This window comes from Pseudomonas sp. L5B5 (assembly GCF_020520285.1).
Taxonomy (GTDB): Bacteria; Pseudomonadota; Gammaproteobacteria; order Pseudomonadales; family Pseudomonadaceae; genus Aquipseudomonas.
In genome coordinates this window covers 6,573,055-6,591,306 of record NZ_CP084742.1, presented here as the reverse complement: position 1 = coordinate 6,591,306, position 18,252 = coordinate 6,573,055, and the positions used below count along the sequence as shown (strand labels likewise).

Annotated in this window: 18 protein-coding genes; 6 read left to right on the top strand and 12 right to left on the bottom strand. The window is 65.6% G+C overall.

Features of this window, described 5'->3' with window-relative positions; genetic code table 11:
• The first annotated feature begins 91 nt into the window (after positions 1-91).
• Positions 92-1,246: a M14-type cytosolic carboxypeptidase gene (locus LGQ10_RS30330; protein ID WP_226524113.1), complete on the top strand. Its 1,155-nt coding sequence runs from the start codon at positions 92-94 to the stop codon at positions 1,244-1,246.
• Positions 1,247-1,291: 45 nt separating this feature from the next.
• On the opposite strand, the gene LGQ10_RS30325 is transcribed toward LGQ10_RS30330, so the two are convergent.
• Entirely contained in the window at positions 1,292-1,738 is a 447-nt protein-coding gene (locus LGQ10_RS30325; RefSeq protein WP_058436848.1) for a winged helix-turn-helix transcriptional regulator, read from the bottom strand.
• A 102-nt stretch (positions 1,739-1,840) separates the two neighbouring features.
• On the opposite strand from LGQ10_RS30325, the gene LGQ10_RS30320 reads away from it, so the two are divergent.
• Entirely contained in the window at positions 1,841-3,070 is a 1,230-nt protein-coding gene (locus LGQ10_RS30320; RefSeq protein WP_226524112.1) for an MFS transporter, read from the top strand.
• A gap of 3 nt (positions 3,071-3,073) precedes the next feature.
• Here LGQ10_RS30320 and LGQ10_RS30315 read toward each other — a convergent pair whose 3' ends face one another.
• From LGQ10_RS30315 to LGQ10_RS30285, 7 genes are all read right to left on the bottom strand, one after another.
• Positions 3,074-4,051 (bottom strand): spore coat protein U domain-containing protein, encoded by a 978-nt coding sequence (locus LGQ10_RS30315; protein ID WP_226526239.1) that lies wholly within the window; start codon positions 4,049-4,051, stop codon positions 3,074-3,076.
• A 59-nt stretch (positions 4,052-4,110) separates the two neighbouring features.
• A complete protein-coding gene (locus LGQ10_RS30310; RefSeq protein WP_226524111.1) occupies positions 4,111-6,468 on the bottom strand; it encodes a fimbria/pilus outer membrane usher protein in 2,358 nt (785 codons plus the stop codon).
• Positions 6,469-6,584: 116 nt separating this feature from the next.
• Positions 6,585-7,334, bottom strand: coding sequence for a molecular chaperone (locus LGQ10_RS30305; RefSeq protein ID WP_226526238.1), 750 nt, complete (start codon positions 7,332-7,334; stop codon positions 6,585-6,587).
• A gap of 88 nt (positions 7,335-7,422) precedes the next feature.
• Positions 7,423-7,923 carry a spore coat U domain-containing protein gene (locus tag LGQ10_RS30300; RefSeq protein ID WP_226524110.1) on the bottom strand — a complete coding sequence of 167 codons (501 nt, stop codon included), beginning with the start codon at positions 7,921-7,923 and terminating at the stop codon, positions 7,423-7,425.
• A 4-nt stretch (positions 7,924-7,927) separates the two neighbouring features.
• A complete protein-coding gene (locus tag LGQ10_RS30295) occupies positions 7,928-8,464 on the bottom strand; it encodes a spore coat U domain-containing protein (protein ID WP_058436844.1) in 537 nt (178 codons plus the stop codon).
• A 20-nt stretch (positions 8,465-8,484) separates the two neighbouring features.
• Positions 8,485-9,015, bottom strand: a complete 531-nt coding sequence (locus tag LGQ10_RS30290; protein ID WP_058436843.1) for a spore coat U domain-containing protein — start codon at positions 9,013-9,015, stop codon at positions 8,485-8,487.
• Positions 9,016-9,117: 102 nt separating this feature from the next.
• Positions 9,118-9,618: a spore coat U domain-containing protein gene (locus LGQ10_RS30285; RefSeq protein ID WP_226524109.1), complete on the bottom strand. Its 501-nt coding sequence runs from the start codon at positions 9,616-9,618 to the stop codon at positions 9,118-9,120.
• Positions 9,619-10,057: 439 nt separating this feature from the next.
• Between LGQ10_RS30285 and LGQ10_RS30280 the strand changes: the two genes are divergently transcribed.
• From LGQ10_RS30280 to LGQ10_RS30270, 3 genes are all read left to right on the top strand, one after another.
• On the top strand, positions 10,058-10,672 hold the full coding sequence (locus LGQ10_RS30280; protein ID WP_226524108.1) for a hypothetical protein: 615 nt from the start codon (positions 10,058-10,060) through the stop codon (positions 10,670-10,672).
• Positions 10,659-11,033, top strand: coding sequence for a hypothetical protein (locus LGQ10_RS30275; RefSeq protein ID WP_226524107.1), 375 nt, complete (start codon positions 10,659-10,661; stop codon positions 11,031-11,033). The genes LGQ10_RS30280 and LGQ10_RS30275 overlap by 14 nt, the downstream gene beginning before the upstream one ends.
• Before the next feature lie 98 nt (positions 11,034-11,131).
• The gene (locus LGQ10_RS30270) at positions 11,132-12,445 is read left to right on the top strand and encodes a leucine-rich repeat-containing protein kinase family protein (protein WP_058437769.1); all 1,314 of its coding nucleotides are present in this window, start codon (positions 11,132-11,134) and stop codon (positions 12,443-12,445) included.
• Between the two features lie 66 nt (positions 12,446-12,511).
• On the opposite strand, the gene LGQ10_RS30265 is transcribed toward LGQ10_RS30270, so the two are convergent.
• From LGQ10_RS30265 to LGQ10_RS30255, 3 genes are all read right to left on the bottom strand, one after another.
• Positions 12,512-13,216: a YebC/PmpR family DNA-binding transcriptional regulator gene (locus LGQ10_RS30265; RefSeq protein ID WP_058437768.1), complete on the bottom strand. Its 705-nt coding sequence runs from the start codon at positions 13,214-13,216 to the stop codon at positions 12,512-12,514.
• Between the two features lie 109 nt (positions 13,217-13,325).
• A complete protein-coding gene (locus LGQ10_RS30260; protein WP_226524106.1) occupies positions 13,326-14,717 on the bottom strand; it encodes an FAD-dependent oxidoreductase in 1,392 nt (463 codons plus the stop codon).
• Between the two features lie 23 nt (positions 14,718-14,740).
• Complete coding sequence (locus LGQ10_RS30255) at positions 14,741-16,060, bottom strand: MFS transporter (RefSeq protein WP_226524105.1); 1,320 nt, start codon at positions 16,058-16,060, stop codon at positions 14,741-14,743.
• 285 nt (positions 16,061-16,345) lie between these two features.
• Between LGQ10_RS30255 and LGQ10_RS30250 the strand changes: the two genes are divergently transcribed.
• The gene (locus LGQ10_RS30250; protein ID WP_058434600.1) at positions 16,346-17,230 is read left to right on the top strand and encodes a LysR substrate-binding domain-containing protein; all 885 of its coding nucleotides are present in this window, start codon (positions 16,346-16,348) and stop codon (positions 17,228-17,230) included.
• A gap of 106 nt (positions 17,231-17,336) precedes the next feature.
• On the opposite strand, the gene LGQ10_RS30245 is transcribed toward LGQ10_RS30250, so the two are convergent.
• The gene (locus LGQ10_RS30245; RefSeq protein WP_226524104.1) at positions 17,337-18,203 is read right to left on the bottom strand and encodes a LysR substrate-binding domain-containing protein; all 867 of its coding nucleotides are present in this window, start codon (positions 18,201-18,203) and stop codon (positions 17,337-17,339) included.
• Positions 18,204-18,252 lie beyond the last annotated feature (49 nt).

Below are 18,252 nucleotides of genomic sequence, written 5' to 3'. Positions count from 1 at the left end.
GCTTCCTCAGCGTCAAGGACGACGCCCCCCTTCTTTTACCCCCTCCGATGTGTAGAGTAACGGTCACAACAATCCTGTTCGGGAACCGACCATGACCGTGGGCAATCACTCTTCTTTTCAAATCAGCGCCGACTTCGACAGCGGCAACATCGACGTACTGGACATCAGCAATCCGTTGCAAGTGCAACTGGCCATCCGCCCGGACACCCAGAGTGCGCACTTCCAGTGGTTTCACTTCAAGGCCAGCGGCCTGCATGTCGGCCAGGAACACTGGTTCCGCCTGACCAACGCCAGCCAGTCCTCCTACAACAAGGCCTGGACCGGTTACCAGGCCGTTGCGTCCTACGATCATGTGAACTGGTTTCGCATACCAACGATTTTCGAAGGCGATGCCCTGCGCTTCAATCTCGAAGCCACCCAGACCCACGCCTGGTTCGCCTACTTCGAGCCCTACAGCCGCGGCCGCCATGACTGGCTGATCGAACAGGCCATGAACAAGGCTGGGACTGACCTGCTGGCCGTGGGCAAGAGCGTCGAAGGCCGCGACATCCAACTGCTGCGCAAGGGCAGCGGCGCACCCGGCCAGCGCAAGGTCTGGATCATCGCCCAGCAGCACCCTGGCGAACACATGGCCGAGTGGTTCATGGAAGGAGTGATCGAGCGTCTGCAACGCCATGACGACGCCGAGCTCAACGCCCTGCTGGCCAAGGCCGACCTGTACCTGGTGCCGAACATGAACCCGGACGGCGCACTCCATGGCCACCTGCGTACCAACGCCAGGGGCCAGGACCTCAACCGCGCTTGGCAGAACGCCAGCCAGGAACTCAGCCCGGAAGTGCTGTTCGTCCAGCAACAGATGGAGCAGTACGGGGTCGACCTGTTCCTCGATGTCCATGGCGACGAGGAAATCCCCCATGTGTTCACCGCCGGCTGCGAGGGCAACCCGGGTTACAGCCCACGCCTGGCCGACCTCGAGGAAGCGTTCCGCAGCCACCTGAAGCACAAGACCCGGGACTTCCAGACCACCCACGGCTACGCCCGCGATAATCCCGGCCAGGCCAACATGGCCCTGGCCTGCAATGCCGTCGGGGAAAAGTACGACTGCCTGGCGCTGACCCTGGAAATGCCGTTCAAGGACCATGATGACGCGCCCAACCCGCTCACCGGCTGGTCCGGCAAGCGCTCCATGCAGCTGGGCAAGGATGTCCTGAGCACCGTGGCCCACCTGGCGGACAGCCTGCGCTGAGCCCTGGCGGCGACTGCGCGAACCCTTCGCGCAGTCGTCTGTGCCTCACGCCACCGGTATCCGCAGGCAATCGTCCGGCCCCAGCAGGCGGCCATCGGCGGAACGCAGTTCCAGCGCCTGCAACGGTTGCCGGGTCTGGCGGTCCACCAGGCGCGAATGCGCCTCCCCTTCTTCGTAGAAAAATGCCTCGCCCCACTGGCGCAAGCCGATGATCAGCGGGAACAGGCCCTTGCCCTTGTCCGTCAGCACGTACTCCTGGTAGGCGCTGCCATCGGAAGCCGGCACCACCTCCAGCACCCCGTGCTCCACCAGGGTCTTCAGACGCGCGGCCAGCATGTTCTTGGCCATCCCCAGATTGCGCTGGAATTCGCCAAAGCGGCGGATGCCATCGAAGGCATCACGCACGATCAGCAACGACCACCAGTCGCCAATCGCATCGAGTGAACGCGCGACCGGACATTCGGCGTCTTGCAGGCGGGTTCGTTTGACCATGGCAGGAAGGCTCCGATCGACCGTGTGAAAGTAGTTGCAATATAAAACCATGCTCACTACCGTACAACTGGTTTTATAAAGAAACCACTTACGGAGCCCGTCATGTCCCGCGATCCCGACCACGCCATCCCCTTGATTCTCTCGACCAAGGTCGTGCTGCTGTTCGCCATGGCCTGCGGCCTGGCAGTGGGCAACGTCTACTATGCCCAACCCTTGCTGGATGCCATGGCCCGGACCTTCGACTTGCCTGCGGCCACGGTGGGCATCGTGATCACCCTGACCCAGGTGGGTTATGGCCTGGGCCTGCTGTTGCTGGTGCCCCTGGGGGACCTGCTCAACCGCCGCCGACTGATCGTCACCCAGACGCTGCTGTCGGTGCTGGCCCTGCTGGTCGTGGCCTTGGCCCCGAACGGCACTTGGCTGTTGCTGGGCATGGCGTGCATCGGCTTGCTGGCAGTCGTCACCCAGGTACTGGTGGCCTATGCCGCCAACCTGGCACAGCCGGAACAACGTGGCCGCGTGGTGGGCGTGGTCACCAGCGGCGTGGTCCTGGGCATCCTCCTGGCACGCACTGTCGCCGGGACCATGGCCGACCTCGCGGGCTGGCGCTCGGTGTACCTGCTGTCTGCCGGATTGACCCTGCTGGTGGCCCTGGCGCTGTGGCGCGTGTTGCCGAACGCCGAGCAACCACCGGCTACCCAGGGCTACGTGAAGCTGTTGGGCTCATTGCTGCAATTGTTCAAGGAAGAGAAGATCCTGCGCGACCGGGCCGTCCTGGCTATGTTGATCTTTGCAGCTGCCACCACCCTCTGGACCCCGCTGGTGCTCCCCCTGAGTGCCCCACCCCTGTCGCTCAGCCACACCGAGATCGGCCTGTTCGGCCTGGCCGGGGCTGCCGGTGCCCTGGGCGCGGCGCGCGCCGGCTACCTGGCCGATCGCGGCCTGGGCCAGTGGACCAGCGGCCTGGCCTTGGGCCTGATGCTGTTGTGCTGGTTGCCCATCGCCTTCACCCAGTGGTCACTCTGGGCCCTGCTGCTCGGCGTGATCGGCCTGGACCTTGGCCTGCAGGCCGTGCACGTCACCAGCCAGAGCCTGATCTACAGCGTGCGCCCCGAAGCCCAGAGCCGCCTGGCCGCCGGCTACATGCTGTTCTACTCCATCGGCAGCGCTGCAGGTTCCATCGCCGCCACCAGCCTCTATGCCTGGGCCGGCTGGACCGGTGTCTGCCTGCTGGGCGCGAGCATCAACGCCGTGGCGCTGGGCTACTGGTGGTGGAGCCTGATCCCGGAGCGTCCACGCGCCAGCAATCCCTGCCCGCTGGAAAGCGCCTGATGTTCAGAACCCCACATCCAGCACCACGTTGTCCAGGTAGGTCCCGGCCGGCGGCGTGGCCTGGTCGGTGTAGATCCTGGCGTTGTAATTGAAGACCTGGCTACCGGTGCCCAGGCCGTTGCCGGGGTTGACCTCGGCATCGGTGCTGGAGCGTCGGTCACTGCCGACGCTGCCCCAGCGGGTGGTCCCGGCACTCTTGAAGATGTCGTAGGCCAGGTAGTTGCCACCAGACACCATGCGCCGCCGACCACTCACGCCCAGCGGATTCTGGCCATCGTTCAGGCCCACGGTGTAGGCACTGCCCTTGGTGCAGGCCAGGTTGATGGTCTGCCCGCTGACCGTGGCAAAGGCGCTGATCACCGGCGCACTGCCGAAGCTGATGTTCGGCGCGGTGATCACGCAATCGTTGGCGACCGTCAGGGTCACGGTGAGGCTCTGGGTGCCGCTGCCGATATCCCGGCCCAGGCAGATACCCAAGGCAGCGATCCCGGAGCAATAGTTCCAGCTCCAGAGGATGCTCAGGTTCTCGGTGTAGACCCCGGCCGCGACGTTGCTGCCGGTGAGCGTCCCCAGGTAGATGGGCACCGTCTTGGCCACCGTGGGGCTGCCCAGCAACCCCAGCAGGTCGATGATCGAGTTGCGCGCGAAATCGAAGGCGACGCCCCGGGCAATGGGGTAGCTGGTGCTGTTGTTGGCATACAGGGTGTAGTTGATGATGTCGCCGGTAGGCCCGACCAGGCCGCTGGTCGAGGAGGTGATGGTGGCGTAGAAATGGTCGTTGGTGGCCAGCAGCGACAACAGCGAACCGGTGCACCTGAGCCCGGCATTGGTGGTGGACGCCGGCTGCGACGTAGTGCGCACCAGGATCGAGCTGACCGTGCCGAACCCCGCTGGCGTGGTGCTGACGGTCGAGCACAGGGCCTGGGCCGACGAGGCCAGCAGGCACGCCAGCAGCCCCAGCAGTCGCTGCCCCCATGTCATGCCCCGGCGGGCCTTGAGTCCATTCATGCGTCGCTCTCCTTTAGCTACCGCTCACTCGGCTACTGACACACCAGCGGGCCCACCAGCGGTATCTGCTGTTGTTGCAGGTCGATATCGAATTGCGCCTGGCAACGGCTGCCATCGGCCAGGCTCACCGCCAGGCTGTTGTGGGCCGAGAGGTTCTCCAGGTACACCAGCCCGTCCCAGCCCACCACTGCCCGCGCCCCACTCTGTTGGTGGGTGACGGTGCTGCCCAGGGGCAGTTCGCGCTGCTGGGCGTCCACCAGGACAATGCTCGCGGCAATCACCCGGGTCAGCGGGAACTCCAGCAGGTAACCGCTGCCACGACGCACCGCCACCCGCTGCTCCACATTCGGGCTCTGCACGTTGGCCGGCAGGTTCAGCGGATCGATCTCGTACTTGCCGCGGTAGTAGGCGCTGCTCCAGGGCACCAGCAGATGGCCGTTCTTGTCGGTCTGGCCCACCAGCTGGTTTTCATAGCGCACCGGAATGTCCTTGTAGCCTGCGGTGCTGACCACCACGAAGGCGTCGTCGATCCGGTTGGCAGCGAACACCTGGTGGTCCATCCACACCAGTGAACCACTGGCGTCGGCCCAGCGCGTCTCGGCCTCGCTCGTGCCGTAGACCCCGGCTTGCAGGCGCACCGACTGCAGGCGCCAGGTGACATCGGCCTGGCGGTAATCCGGGCCATCACCGGTGGCGTAACCCAGGTTGTAGCCCAGCCCGCCCTCCAGCGGCACCGACCGGCTGAAATTGACCCGCTGGCGATTTTCCCCGGCCTTGCTGCGCTCGTTGCTCAGGCTCAGGCTGCCATGCAGATCGAAGGGCACCACCAGCTGCGCCTGCATCGCCCACTGGCTGTCGCCGATCTCCCGGTTGGCCGAGAGGTAGAAGCTGCTGCTGCGCCACAGCGGCTTGCTCCAGGTCAGGTTCAACAGCCGGGTGCGAGTCGAATCCGCGGCGCGCACGTCGAAGTAGCCGGCCCCCAGGCTGCCGAAGCGCTCCAGGTTGAGGCTCAGGGTCAGCTGTTCGCTGCGCCGGCTGAGGCTGGTGTAGGGGCTGTCCACCACGGTCAGGTCGGCATATTGGTCGCGACGCTGCACACGCTGGTAGGACAAGCTGTAGCGCTGGCTACTGTACTGGTAGCCGACGCTCAATTGCTGGCCGCCATTGCCATCGAAGCGGCTCTGGCTGAACGCGGTATTGAGCACGCCGAACTGCCCCAGCCGCAGGTTGCCACCAAGCCCGCCCAGGGCCAGGGACTGCGAGGCCTCGGCATGGCTTTCCAGGGTCAGGCTGTCATTGAGGCCATGGCGCAAGCTGGCGGAAGTCACGCCGGGACCGTAGCCGAAGTCGCGCAGCGTGTAGTCGCGGCGCAAGGTGCCAGCGGCCACCGAGAAGTCCGTCAGGCCCTGTTGCAACAGGCTGCTGGTGACATAGAACGGCACCGTGGTGGAGACCTGCCGCCCCAGGGCGTCGGTGGTGACCACCACCGCTTCGCCGGCGCCGTTGATGAAGGGGATGTTGGTCAGGGTGTAGGGGCCGGGCTGCAGCTCGGCGCTGCTGGATTTGTAGCCGTTGATGAACAAGTCCACCGAGCTGGGCACCGCGGCTTGCCCGGCGAACTGGGGCAAGGGATAGGTCACCAGGTCCGGGCGCACGGCGAAGTCCCGGGACAGCTGGACCCCGCCCAGGCGCACCGAGCTGCTCCAGGGCAAGGCGCCACTGACCAGGTCGCCGGCTTCGTAGGTCAGCAGGCGCTCGTCGTCCGAGAAACGCCAGGTGGTGTCGTAGCGCCGGTAGCCATTGTTCAGGGAGGCGCCCTGGCTGCCGGAAATTGTCCGCCGGTATTGCCCGCTGCTGGACAGCGTGCCCCAGGTGTCGAACAGCCGCAGCTCGTTCCCCGCCGCCAGGTAGGTGCCCCCGTCATCGGTGTCGTTGAGGTACAGGTCATAGTTGAGCAGCGCACCGAAGCTGCTCAGGGCGGGAGTGCGTGGATAGGCCTGGCGGCTGCCGATGAACTGCTCCGGCAGCCAGTCCGACGGGACTTCCAGCAGCAGCCGCTGGCCCTGGCTGTCGTACTGGCTGTGCAAGCCCGGGACGCCGTCCAGGTCCACCTCGCCGGCCTGCCCGGTCGGCAACTTGATACCATTTTCCTCAAGGGCCTGGGCGGCCACGGCCAAGCGTCCCGCACGCTGCTGCACCGCCACCACCTTGCCGGTGTTCATCTGGTTGATCACCAATTCCAGGTACAGCTGGGCGTCAGCCACCGCCTCCAGGCTGCTGGGCGGCGGTGGCAGCTCGCCGGCCTGCAGGCCGGCGCCGAGCAGCAAGCCCCACAGGCCGACCAGCGCGCCTTGCAAGCGCCGGGAACGACGAGCCGGTTCCTGGCTCATGGCGGGTTCAAGTCCATCTATGGACATCTCCATCCCTGGACGGACACTCCTTCGCCCTCGTCCGCCCGTACTTCCCCCCACCGCCCTCCTTCAGGCGGTGCTGATCCGAATGTGGCTCAGCGCGAAGGCGCCAGGTCCTGGACCTGCGGCGCCCCATTGACCCGCAACAGCAGGCTCGACTCGGCCGCCAGCGACTCGGCCACCGGCCAGCGCATCACGGCCCCGGGCAGTACATAACCCAGCAGGCCCGGCGCCAGTGGCCGGGTCTGTCCGCCCTGCTTGAACGCGACATCGGTGAGCCGGGCATGCACGGCCCCCTGGTTGCGCAACTCGACGAAGGTCTTGCCGTCCGCCGCCACCTTGCGCCAGCTCAGGTCCGGCACGCCGATACTCTTGGGGTCGCGGGGGCGTGTGGTGTCCTCCTTGCTCCACAACCCTGCGCCATAGGCGAACAGCGGCACCGAATAACGCATCTGGAAGCGGATGGCGGCCACGCTCTTGTCCTCCCCGCCGGAGGTCGCAGGGGTGGCGGAAGGAATCTCGTCGATGATGATGCGGTACGCCAACTCCTGCCCCGGCGGAATCTCCCGGGTGCGGGTCAGGCGTACCAGCTGCTTTTGCCCGGGTTCGATCTTCGCCACCGGCGGACTGCCGATCACATCACGCTGATTCTGGTACTGGTCGACATAACCGCTCTGGCTCCAGGCAAATACCCGGATCTGCAGGTTGGCCGTCTCGCTGCCGCGGTTTTCCAGCCACAGCGCGCTGGCTTGCTGGTCGGCCTCCAGCACCGGATCGATGGGCCAGATCAGCACCGAACTGGCGGCCCAGGCCCCGGGCACGCTGCTGCACACCCCCGCCATCATCAGGTAAATCCAGACCCGCAGGCCCCCTACAGATAAACGCATCCTGCCACTCCTTGTCCGCCTGCCGGCCGGTCGTTGAATCGCCCCATCACCACGACAGCTGCACCTGCAGCACGTCGCTGTATGTCCCCCCAGGCTGGTTGCCCGGCAACTGCACCTGTCCGTAGATCGGCAGGCTGATGTTATTGGCATCGCTGTAGGCCACCGCCACGCTCTGGCCGATGCCCAGGCTCTGGCTGTAGGCCGCATCGCGAAACAACTGGTAGGCCACCCGGGCGCTGCCGCTGTTGAGCTGCATGTTGCGCCCGCCGTTGTTGTACTGGCCGCCGTCCACCGTCATGTTGAGGTTCACCCCGGGGGTGCACTGCAGCCGCACGCCACCGGCCAGCGCCACCTTCACGGTACTGGTGGACAGAGCCGACTGGCTGCCGAACGCCAGGCTGCCGTAGTTGCTGACACCCCCGACCACCAGGCACCCGGCGGTAATGGTGGCGCTGACCTGGAAGCTCTGGCTGGTGGCCGCGGCGATCCACCCCGGCCAGGCAACGGCACAGATCAGCGCCAGCAGCGCATGACCATGGCGGGCCATGGCATCAGAAGGTCAGCTGCACGGACACCGTGTCGGTGTAGGTGCCCGCCGGCAGCCCCGCCTTGCCCACCGCCTGGCCATAGATGTTCACGGTCTGGGCCACCCCGGTGCTCGGCGCCAGGTTGATCACCCCGTTGATCGCCAGGACCTGCGAATGCCCGGCGTCGGTGTACAGGTCATAAGGCACGTAGTTGGCGACCCCGTCATACAGGGCCCGGGTGCCGCCGGTGGACTTGCCGTCGTTGCTACCGCCCTGGATCGTCAGGCTGGGAGTGGTACCGCTGGAGCAAAGGATCGACAGGGCCCCGCCTCCACCCCCCAATACCTGGCCGCTGGCGGTGGTGAACAGGCTGTCGGTGGTGCCGAAGTTCAGGGCGCCGAAATTCAAGCCTGTAGTGCCGCCCACTCCGTTGACCTGGCAGCTGCTGGTGAGGATCAGGGTCGAGCTGATCTGCCCGGTGACCGTGGTCGCCGCATTGGCCGTGGAGGCCATGGCCAGGCCCAGCAATGGCCAGCCGATTCTGGATACAAGCGCGTGCATGGTGTACGTCCTCTCGTGGTTTACCAATCCAGCGTGATGGTCAGGGTGTCGGTGTAGACCCCTGCCGGAACCGCGCGGGTATTCGCGACCACCGAGCCGAACACCGGAATGGGGATCCGGCTGCCACTGCTCACTGCGAAATTGCGCTGCTGGCCGATGCTGTAGCTATCGCTACCCGAGGCATCGACGAACAATCGATAAGGGAGGGTCTGGCGGCCGTTACTCAGGCGCCGGGTCGTGCCGTCGCCGTTGAGGCCGCCATTGATGCTCACCGTGAAACCGGTGACCGAGGGATTGCAGGCCACCTGCAACTGGCCCTCGCCACTGTTGTCGAGGCTGGCCTTGATGGGGTTGACCCAGGTAGGTCCCTGTTGACCGAAATCCAGCACACCCGGGTCGCTGAGCGGACTGGCCGCGCCGCTGCTGCTGACCTGGCAACTGGCGCTGATCACCAGGCGCGCCTGGATCTGCCCGCTGATCGCCGCCTGTGCATCGTCGACCACCAGGCACAGCGAGCCCAGGGCGACGATTGTCCAGGTCTTGCGCTTCATTGCACCCTTCCCGGTTCCATCAGGACTCCTGCCTGAGCCGTGCACCTGCAACGGCTTTCCCTGTTCTGCGCGGTTCCCCCGCGACAGCATCAACGACCCTGGCTACCAGGTCAGGGTCACCTTCAATACATCGGAATAACCCCCGGCCCGGGGAATCTCGGCCAGGGGCTCGATACGCCCGTACAAGGGCAGGTCCACGGTGCCGGAATCCGGCACCCGGCCACTGACCGGGACATCGACCGGCAGCGGGATGCGCCGCGCCGGGTCCTGGTAGAGGCGATAGGGAATGGGCTTGCCCGCAGGGCCACGGCTGGCCAGGTAACGTACTTCGCCGACACCGCCGTGCAGGCCGCCGTCGATACGCATCTGATAGGGGGTATCGGGATTGCACTCCAGGCGCGGCTGGCGGCTGCTCCCCAATGCCGCGCCCAGGGGGCCGGCCGGTTCGTCCAGGCGTGCGGTGGTGCCGAAATCCAGGGTGCCAAGCTGCTCGACCCCGGCCTCGCGCTGCTGCCCCACCAACTGGCAGCCACGGGCCACGTCGACCCGAACCTGCACTTGCAAGTCTGCGGCCCCTGCCGTAGCGCCGAGCAATGCACTCATGACTGCCAAACCCTTACATCCATTCAAGGCCTCAATTCCTGATGAGGAGCATTTGCAGACATGAGGTTAGCAACCCGGGGAGAAACCGCCAGTTAGCGTATTAATTTGCCGCACGCTTGTCCCAGAGGGCTCGGCAGCCGCAGCCAGGCCTTTTCGAGATCGCTGGATGACTGGTTTTCCATTGGCCAATTGGCTTCTGGGCTTTTAAGGTGTGCGCCCAGGAACCACCCGGGCAATCATCCTTGGCCGCTCTAGCACCCACACCTGCATCGCTCCCATCGCGCTGGCATCACCGGTTTGCCAGGCCCGACCGGCAAACGGCAGCGCACGCCGGGTTGATCCAGGATCACTTTCACAAGATCCAGGACGTGGGCTACACCCCGAGCGCTGGCCAGTTGCAGGAAATCGGTCCCGAACATCCACTTCACCGAGTATCCCCATGAGGTCCATCACCGTTGCCCAACTGGTGTGCCTGCACCTGCAGGATTCAACGCTCAAGCATCCATCGCTGTTCGGCCTCGAGCGTTTCTCTGCCGCCGAACTTGCGGCAAATGGCTATGAACGGGTGGGTGAGCCCCAGGGCTTTCACCTGTATGAAAAAAACTGCGCGCCACGCCATCACCAGCGAACGCTGGACGTACTGTTCAAGTGCTATTTCCTTGACTGCCAGCTTGTCGGCACTGGCCTACGCCTGGCCCCCGGAGCCCGCCTGACGACCATGCTCAAGTACAGGAAACGCCTTGCAGCACGGGAAAACACTCCCCCTTCGCAACTGGCCTTTTATTTTTCGGACGACAAGAAGGACGGCGCCGTGATCCTCGATGACCGGCACGTGATGCGTTTCAACCAGTGGAGCCCCCAGGCCGCTTACCTGATGACAACCCTTGAGAGCGACTTCGACCCGAGCAACCCGCTGGGCAGAGCCGCCACCGAGGCGGTTAAAATGACCCTTGAACATCACCGCCTGGAATCGATGCTGGGTGAAACCAGGAATCCCAGGCACCCCACGGCATTTCGCCGGCTGGCTGGAGCACTGCACGATGCAAGCATTTGACCGGGAACAGATCTACCCACTGGCAGAAGCGCTGTTGCGCGCCATTCAAGCGGGCCAGCCGCAGGGGCTGTCGGAGTTTGGTGTGAGCCCGGCCATTCATGCGGAAATTCTCGAAGAACTGGACAGCGCGGGAGAACAGGCCGCGGACCTGACCCTTGCGCCCTATGACAAGGCATTCCAGCCCGACCGCAGCGGCCGGGTGGCCCTGGACCTTTACCCGCTGGAGAGCGAGCCACACACCACGAGAGTGGCCTGCCAGCTATGGTCCCAGGGCCGCAAGACCGACCTCACCCTGACGGCCGACTGCACCAGGCAACAGGGACGAGCCGCTCTGACCTTCAGGCTCCTGGAAACCCAGTGATCCTGGCCCCGTCGACCAACAACCGCTCAGGCAGCAAAAACCGCCGATCTCCTTTATCCTGCCCGCCCTTCTCCTGCTTTCGAGTGTCGACGCTGTTCATGGATACCCTTGCCCAACTGCGAGCTGGCCAACTGACCGGGATCAAGCGCCTGGACCTGTCCTGTGGGCTGAGCGAGTTCCCCCGGGAAATCTTCGACCTGGCCGACTCCCTGGAAATCCTCAACCTCAGTGGCAACGCCCTGAGCAGCCTGCCCGAGGACCTGCACCGCCTTAGCCACCTGCGCATCCTGTTCTGCTCGGACAACCTGTTCAGCGAACTGCCCGAGTGCCTGGGCAGCTGTGCACGCCTGAGCATGATCGGCTTCAAGGCCAACCGCATCGAACGAGTCCCGGCCGCCGCGCTGCCACCGCAGTTGCGCTGGCTGATCCTGACCGACAACTGCATCACTGAATTGCCGCAAGCACTGGGCGAGCGTCCACTGCTGCAAAAACTCATGCTCGCCGGCAACCGCCTGACCCACCTGCCGCCAAGCCTGGGCCAATGCCAGCGCCTGGAACTGCTGCGGATCGCCGCCAACCGCCTGACCGAACTGCCGGCGTTCCTGCTGAACCTGCCACGCCTGACCTGGCTGGCCTACGCGGGCAATCCGCTGGAGTCGGAAGCCGACGCCACGGCCCTGGAATCCACGCCGAACATCCCCTGGACCGAGCTGGCCCTGGAGCAGCGCCTGGGGGAAGGCGCGTCCGGGGTGATCCACCGGGCAACATGGCAGCCCGCCGGGCAACCGGCACGAGCGGTGGCGGTCAAGCTGTACAAGGGCGAGATGACCAGCGACGGCTCGCCGCTGCATGAAATGAACGCCTGCATCAGCGCCGGGCTGCACCCGAACCTGATCCGTGTCGAAGGCCGGATCCTCGACCACCCCCAGGGGCAGAACGGCCTGGTGATGGAGTTGATCGACCCCAGTTTTGCCAACCTGGCGGCGCTGCCGAGCCTGGACTCCTGTTCCCGGGACGTCTACCCGGACCCGGCCAGCTTCAACGCGGGCGCCACCCTGGGCATCGCCCGCGGCATCGCGTCAGTGGGCGCCCACCTGCACGCACAGGGCATTACCCATGGCGACCTCTACGGCCACAACACCTTGTGGAATGCCCAGGGCGACTGCCTGCTGGGGGATTTTGGCGCGGCTTCCTTCCATGCCCAGGACGACACCGTGCAGAGCCGCGCGCTGCAACGCCTGGAAGTGCGAGCCTTCGGTATCTTGCTGGAAGAATTGCTGGAGCGCGGGGATGGCTCGCTGAGCCAGGAGCAGCGGCAGAAACTGGCGGCGCTGGTGCAGCGCTGCTGTCAGCCCGAGGTGCTGGCGCGACCGGGTTTTGCTCAAGTCTGCGAGGAATTGGCGGGGCTTTGACAAGCCTCGAGGGCCGGCCGGCTCCTGCAGGGGAATGCGGGAGCGACCGGCCGGCGAGTCGCGGTATCAGCCCGCCAGGCCGACGAACATGTCCTGCACGTCGTCATGGTTGTCCAGGCCTTCGAGGAACGCCTCGACTTCAGCCATCTGCTCATCGCTCAGGCCGCTGACCGGGTTCTTCGGCTGATAACCCAGCTTGGCCGACAGCACGGTGAAGCCTTGCTCCGGCAGGGCCTTCTGGACCGCGTCCAGGTCCGCAGGTTCGGTCAGGAACAGGGTCGCGCCCTCGTCACCCGGCTCGAAATCCTGGGCGCCGGCCTCGATGGCCGCCAGCTCCGGATCGGCGTCGGGAGTGTCCGGCGAGGCTTCGATCATGCCCACATGGTTGAAGTCCCACGACACCGAACCCGAAGCGCCCAGCTGGCCCTTGCGGAACGCCACGCGGATTTCCGCCACGGTGCGGTTGATGTTGTCGGTCACGCATTCAACGATCAGCGGCACCTGGTGCGGGGCAAAACCTTCGTAGGTCACGCGGTGGTACTGCACGGTCTCGCCCAGCTGACCCGAGCCTTTCTTGATGGCGCGCTCAAGGGTTTCACGCGGCATCGAAGCCTTTTTCGCCTGCTCCACCACCAGCCGCAGGTGGGCGTTGGTGGCGGTGTCGGCGCCGTTGCGTGCGGCGATAGTGATCTCTTTCACCAGCTTGCCGAAGATCTTGCCCTTGGCATTGGCTGCCGCTTCTTTGTGTTTAACCTTCCACTGTGCGCCCATTACTCACTCTCTTGATCTGTGGCGTCGAGTTGGATGTGGCCGACGCGAGGGGCAAGTTTATACGTCCTCAGGGCCCTGATCGACCAAAAAGTCAGTGGTTTGCCAGCCTTCAGCCCTTGTCGGCCTTGCCTGCCGCCGCGGCGAAACGTGCCAGGCGCACATCCAGGTGCCGCGGCCGATGCCCATGGTCCTCGGCCCGCTCCTTGCGGCGGATGGCGTTACGCACCAGCAGCGACCCGAGGTAGCGGATCGGTTCTGGCGGGAAGTAGCCCAGGGGGCCATTGACCAGCGGCGAGCGGGTCCAGGGGTTGTCCAGCCCCTGCACCAGGGAGGCGAGGATCTGCCCGCCCATGTGGCAAGGGCCGACGCCACTGCCGGAATAACCGAAACCGTAGAACACGTTGCCCGCGCGGCTCATCTGGCCGAAGAACGGCAAGCCGGTCACCGAACGATCCGACGGGCCATTCCAGGTGGCCGCTATCGGCACCTGGGCGAAGTCCGGGAAGAACTGTCCCAGGCTGTGCTCGAGCAGAGCGGCGCAGGGCGACGGCTGGTCGAACACCGGCAGCATCCGCCCGCCGTAGGCGAAGGTGTTGCCCCCCTTGCCGAGCATGATCCGACCGTCCGGGGTGTTGTGGTAGTAGTGCACGAAGATCCGCGAATCCAGCACCGTCACCCCGCTGGTCAGGCCGATCTGCTGTAGCAGCTGGGGACGCGGCTCGGTGATCAGCATGTCGCTGGAAACGATCGCCACGCTGCGCTCGAACTGCGCGAAGGCCCGGGCCATCCAGGCATTCATCGCCAGCACCACGCGCTCGGCGCGAATCTGCCCCTGGGGCGTGCGCAACAGTGCCGGACGCCCCTCCTCCAGCCCGGTCATGGCGGTGTGCTCATGGATCCTGACCCCCAGTTGCAAGGCCACCCGCCGCAACCCACGCACCAGCAAGCCCGGCTGCACGCTGGCCGCTGCCGGGGAAAACCAGCCTTCCAGGTGCTGCCTGGAACCCGCCATGCGCTGCACCTCGGCCAGGGGTCGCTTGTCGAAGGAGTTGATGCCTCGGCGCTCCAGTGCAGCGATCACGCCATCGGTGGAACCGACCTGGGCCTGGTTGGTGGCGGTGTACAAGGTGCCGTCGAGGCGATAGTGGGCATCCACCCCATAACGTTCGCAGAAGGCACCTATGGCATAGATGCTCTGCTCGGATTCCTTGACCAGGCGCACGGCCTCCTCGACACCGAACAACCGCTCCAGGGTGAGGTACTTGGCCGACCAGGACAGCGCGCAGCCACCGTTGCGCCCGCTGGCGCCAGCGCCGCAGATATCCGCCTCGATCAGCAGGACGTCCAGCCCGGGGTCCTGCTCCTTGAGCAGGATGGCCGTCCACAGCCCGGTATAACCACCGCCGACGATCGCCACCTGGCAAGTGGTGTCGCCCTGCAGCGGCGGACACGCCTGCGAGGGTTGCTGTTGCAGGGCCTGTTCCAGCCAGAAAGGTCGCATGGTCGGTTCTCCGTGAAAACGCGTCAGGAACGCAAGGGCTTGATCAGCAGCGGCCCGTTGGGCACCACCGCGGGAGGCTCGACCCCATTGGGCCGGCTGTTCCAGAAGGGCAGCAGCAATAGCGCCGCGGCCAGGGCACAGCCGGCGAACAGGATGAACACCGTCACCGTGTCGAAGTAACCCGGCAACAGGCCGCCGAGCACCGCGCCCACCGAGCCGCATCCGTTGACGAACCCCGCCGCCGTGGCGCCGGCCCGAGCCGAACCGAAGTCGATGGCTGCCGCGCCGCTGATCATCGAATCCGGCCCGTACAGGGTCAGGCCCATGAAAAACAGCAGCGCCACCACGGTCACCACGCTGCCGCTGTGCAAGGCCCCCATGAACAGCCCCAGGGACAGGGTCAACGCCAGCAGGCTGAGGACACAGGCCGGCATCCGCCTGGCGCCGAACAGCTTGTCCGACGCCAGGCCGATCATGATCGGCCCCAGCAGCCCCGCCAGCTCGAAGGCCGTGGGCACGATCGCCGCACCAACCTTGCCCAGCGACGGCATCTGCTCGTAGACGATCACCGGGCCCCACAGCAGGATCGCGTAGCGCGCCGGCTTGAGCAGGAAGTAGGCCAGCCCCAGGACCAGCACCGTGCGATTGCGCAGGATGGCCCGCAGCGGCGCCCAGACACCCACTGGATGGCCGCCCTGGGCACGCTCTTCGCCCATCGGTGGTTCCTCCACCGCCGGCAGGCCCACGTCCTGCGGGGTATTGCGCTGGAAGACAAAGAACAGCACGGCGGTCAGGCCGACCACCACGGCGCTGGAGATGAACGCCGCATGCCAGGTGCCCATCAGGGTATAGGCCCACCAGCCGGCAAAGGGCGAGGCCACCAGGCCGCCAAAGGCGTAGCAGGAACTCCACAGTCCCAGCACTCGACCGCGCTGCTGGGCGGGAAAGAAGCTGCCGATGTTCTTGCACAGCCCGGACCAGCCGGTCGATTGCGCCAGCCCCTGGACCAGCATGCACGTGGCGAACACCGGCAAGGTGGCGAAGCTGCCCATCACCAGCGCCGCGACGGCGGAAATCAGCAGGCCGCCCAGCACCACCACCCGGGGCCCGAAGCGGTCGGCGAACATCCCCCAGACGAACTGCCCCACGGCATAGGCGGCCAGGTAAATGGCATCGAGATTGGCCATGGCCATCTTGTCGAGGGTGAAGTCGGGATCGTCGGCGATGCCCAGCTTGGCGACGGAAAAGGCTTTGCGGGTGAAGTAGAAGGCCGCGTAGGCGATCCAGGTGATGGCGAAAATCTGCACGCGCCAACGTTTGATGGTGCCGATCTGCTTGTTCATGGTGAGTCTGACCTCGGGGTGAGTGTGCCGGCAGGATGCTGAGCAAACGCCTGTGTGTTTTTATTCTTGAGCACGGCGGCAGGACCCTTGCGGCGGGCGCTGCCGGTCAGATGAGGCCTGTTGCGCTCCCGAACGGGAGATTGCGAATGCACGCACAGGCATCAGGGCCGGGTGGCGTTCGAGCGACCGCTCACCAGGCCTTGAAAGATGGAAACAATTACCCACTGATAAATGAAATCGATTTATCGTATTTCAAATATAAGTCCAGCTTGTAAGAGGTATTCGATGTCGGTTTCCCACGCCCAGTTGAAAGCCTTCCATGCCGTGGCCGTGCACGGCAGTTTCACCCGAGCCGCCGAACACCTGTACCTGACCCAACCGGCGATCTCCGACCAGGTGCGCAAGCTGGAGGAACGTTTTGGCGTTCTCCTGTTCCAGCGCAACAAGCGCTCGGTACGCCTCACCGACCTGGGGGAACGATTGCTGGCCATCACCCAGCGCCTGTTCGTGGCCCAGGCCGAGGCCAAGGAGCTGTTGCAGGATTCCCAGGCGCTGCAGACAGGCAGCCTGGTGCTGGCGGTGGACGCGCCGGTGCACGTGCTGCCGCAGATCGCCCGCTTCTGCGAGTTGTACCCGGGGATCAACGTGCGTATCGAGACCGGCAACACCGACGAGTCCCTGTTGCGCCTGTTCAACTACCAGGCCGACCTGGCCCTGCTGGGCCGGGAAGTGGACGACGAGCGCCTGTGGTCCGTGACCCTGCGCAACGATCCGATGGTGGCCTTCGTGTCGCGCCATCACCCCTGGGCCGAGCGGCAATCCATCTGCCTGGCCGACCTGGACGACACCCCGATGGTGCTGCGCGAAACCGGCTCGGTGACCCGCCAGACCCTGGAAGAGGAAATGCACCGCGCCGGCCTGCGAATCCGTCCGGCCATCCAGGTCGAAGGCCGGGAAGCCGCGCGTGAGGCGGTGGTGGTGGGCATCGGCGTGGGGGTAGTGTCGGCGGCCGAATTCGGCGCCGACTCCCGGGTCTGCGCGCTGCCCATCGTCGACTGCCAGCGGCGCATGACCGAAACCCTGGTGTGCCTGCGCGAGCAGCGTTCGCGGCGGATCGTCGCGACCTTCCTCGAACTGGTGCACGCCTCCCTCGAACCTGAACACCTGTAGCCGCTGTCGAGCCACGGCGAGGCTGCGACAAGGCCCGCAGGGCCTTCAGGGTGGAATTCGCAAGAGTTGCGCCCGCTGCGCAGCCGTACGCAGCCTGCGGCAGCGGCTATACCGGTGCTGGGGCCAGGCCGAGAAAGGCCTGGATCAGCCGCAGCTCCCGGCGGCGCTCCAGGCAACCGATCATGTGCTGGTTGACCAGGCCCGCCCCGCGAATCGGCACCACCTGCACCCGCGGGTCGTGGCCCACCTCCAGCGAGCTGACGACCCCTACTCCCAGGTGCGCCGCCACCGCCTCGGTCACCGCTTCGCGGCTATCGAGCTCCAGCAGGACCCGAGGCTGGACCTTGGACAGCGCACATGCCTCGTCGAACGTACGCCGGGTGATGGAGCTGGGCTCGCGCAGCACCATGATCACCTGGTCCAGCTGCTCGATGGCGATGCCTTCGGCCTGTGCCAGCCACTCATGCCCGAGGGGCACCAGGGCACACATCCGTGATTGTCCGAGGCTCTGCAGGTGCAGGCCCTTGCGCGCCTCGACCTCGGTCAGCACTGCCACGTCGGCATGTTCGGACAACAGCGCCGCCAGGGTTTCCTGGGCATTGCCCAGGCGCAGGTTGACGGTCACCCCCGGGTAACGTTCCCGCAGGCTGGCGAGCATCGGCATGACCAGGTGCGGGCCGTCCGCCGCGACCTCCAGGCGCCCGGTCAGCAACTGGCGGTTGGCCTCGAGCATGGCCTGGGCCTCCTCGGCCAGGCCGAACATCGCCCGGGTGATGGCCGCCAGCTTGGTGCCCTCCTCGGTCAGTTCCACACGCCGGGCGGTACGCCGCAAAAGGGTGATCTGGTAGTGCTCCTCCAGCGCCTTGATATGCCCTGTGACCGCCGGCTGGCTGATGAACAGGCGCCCGGCGGCCCGGGTGAAACTGCCTTCACGGGCCACGGCATCGAACGCACGGAGTTGGAACAGGTTCATATCTATCGGCCTCACTTATGGCAGGCATAACAACAAACAATTTGATTGA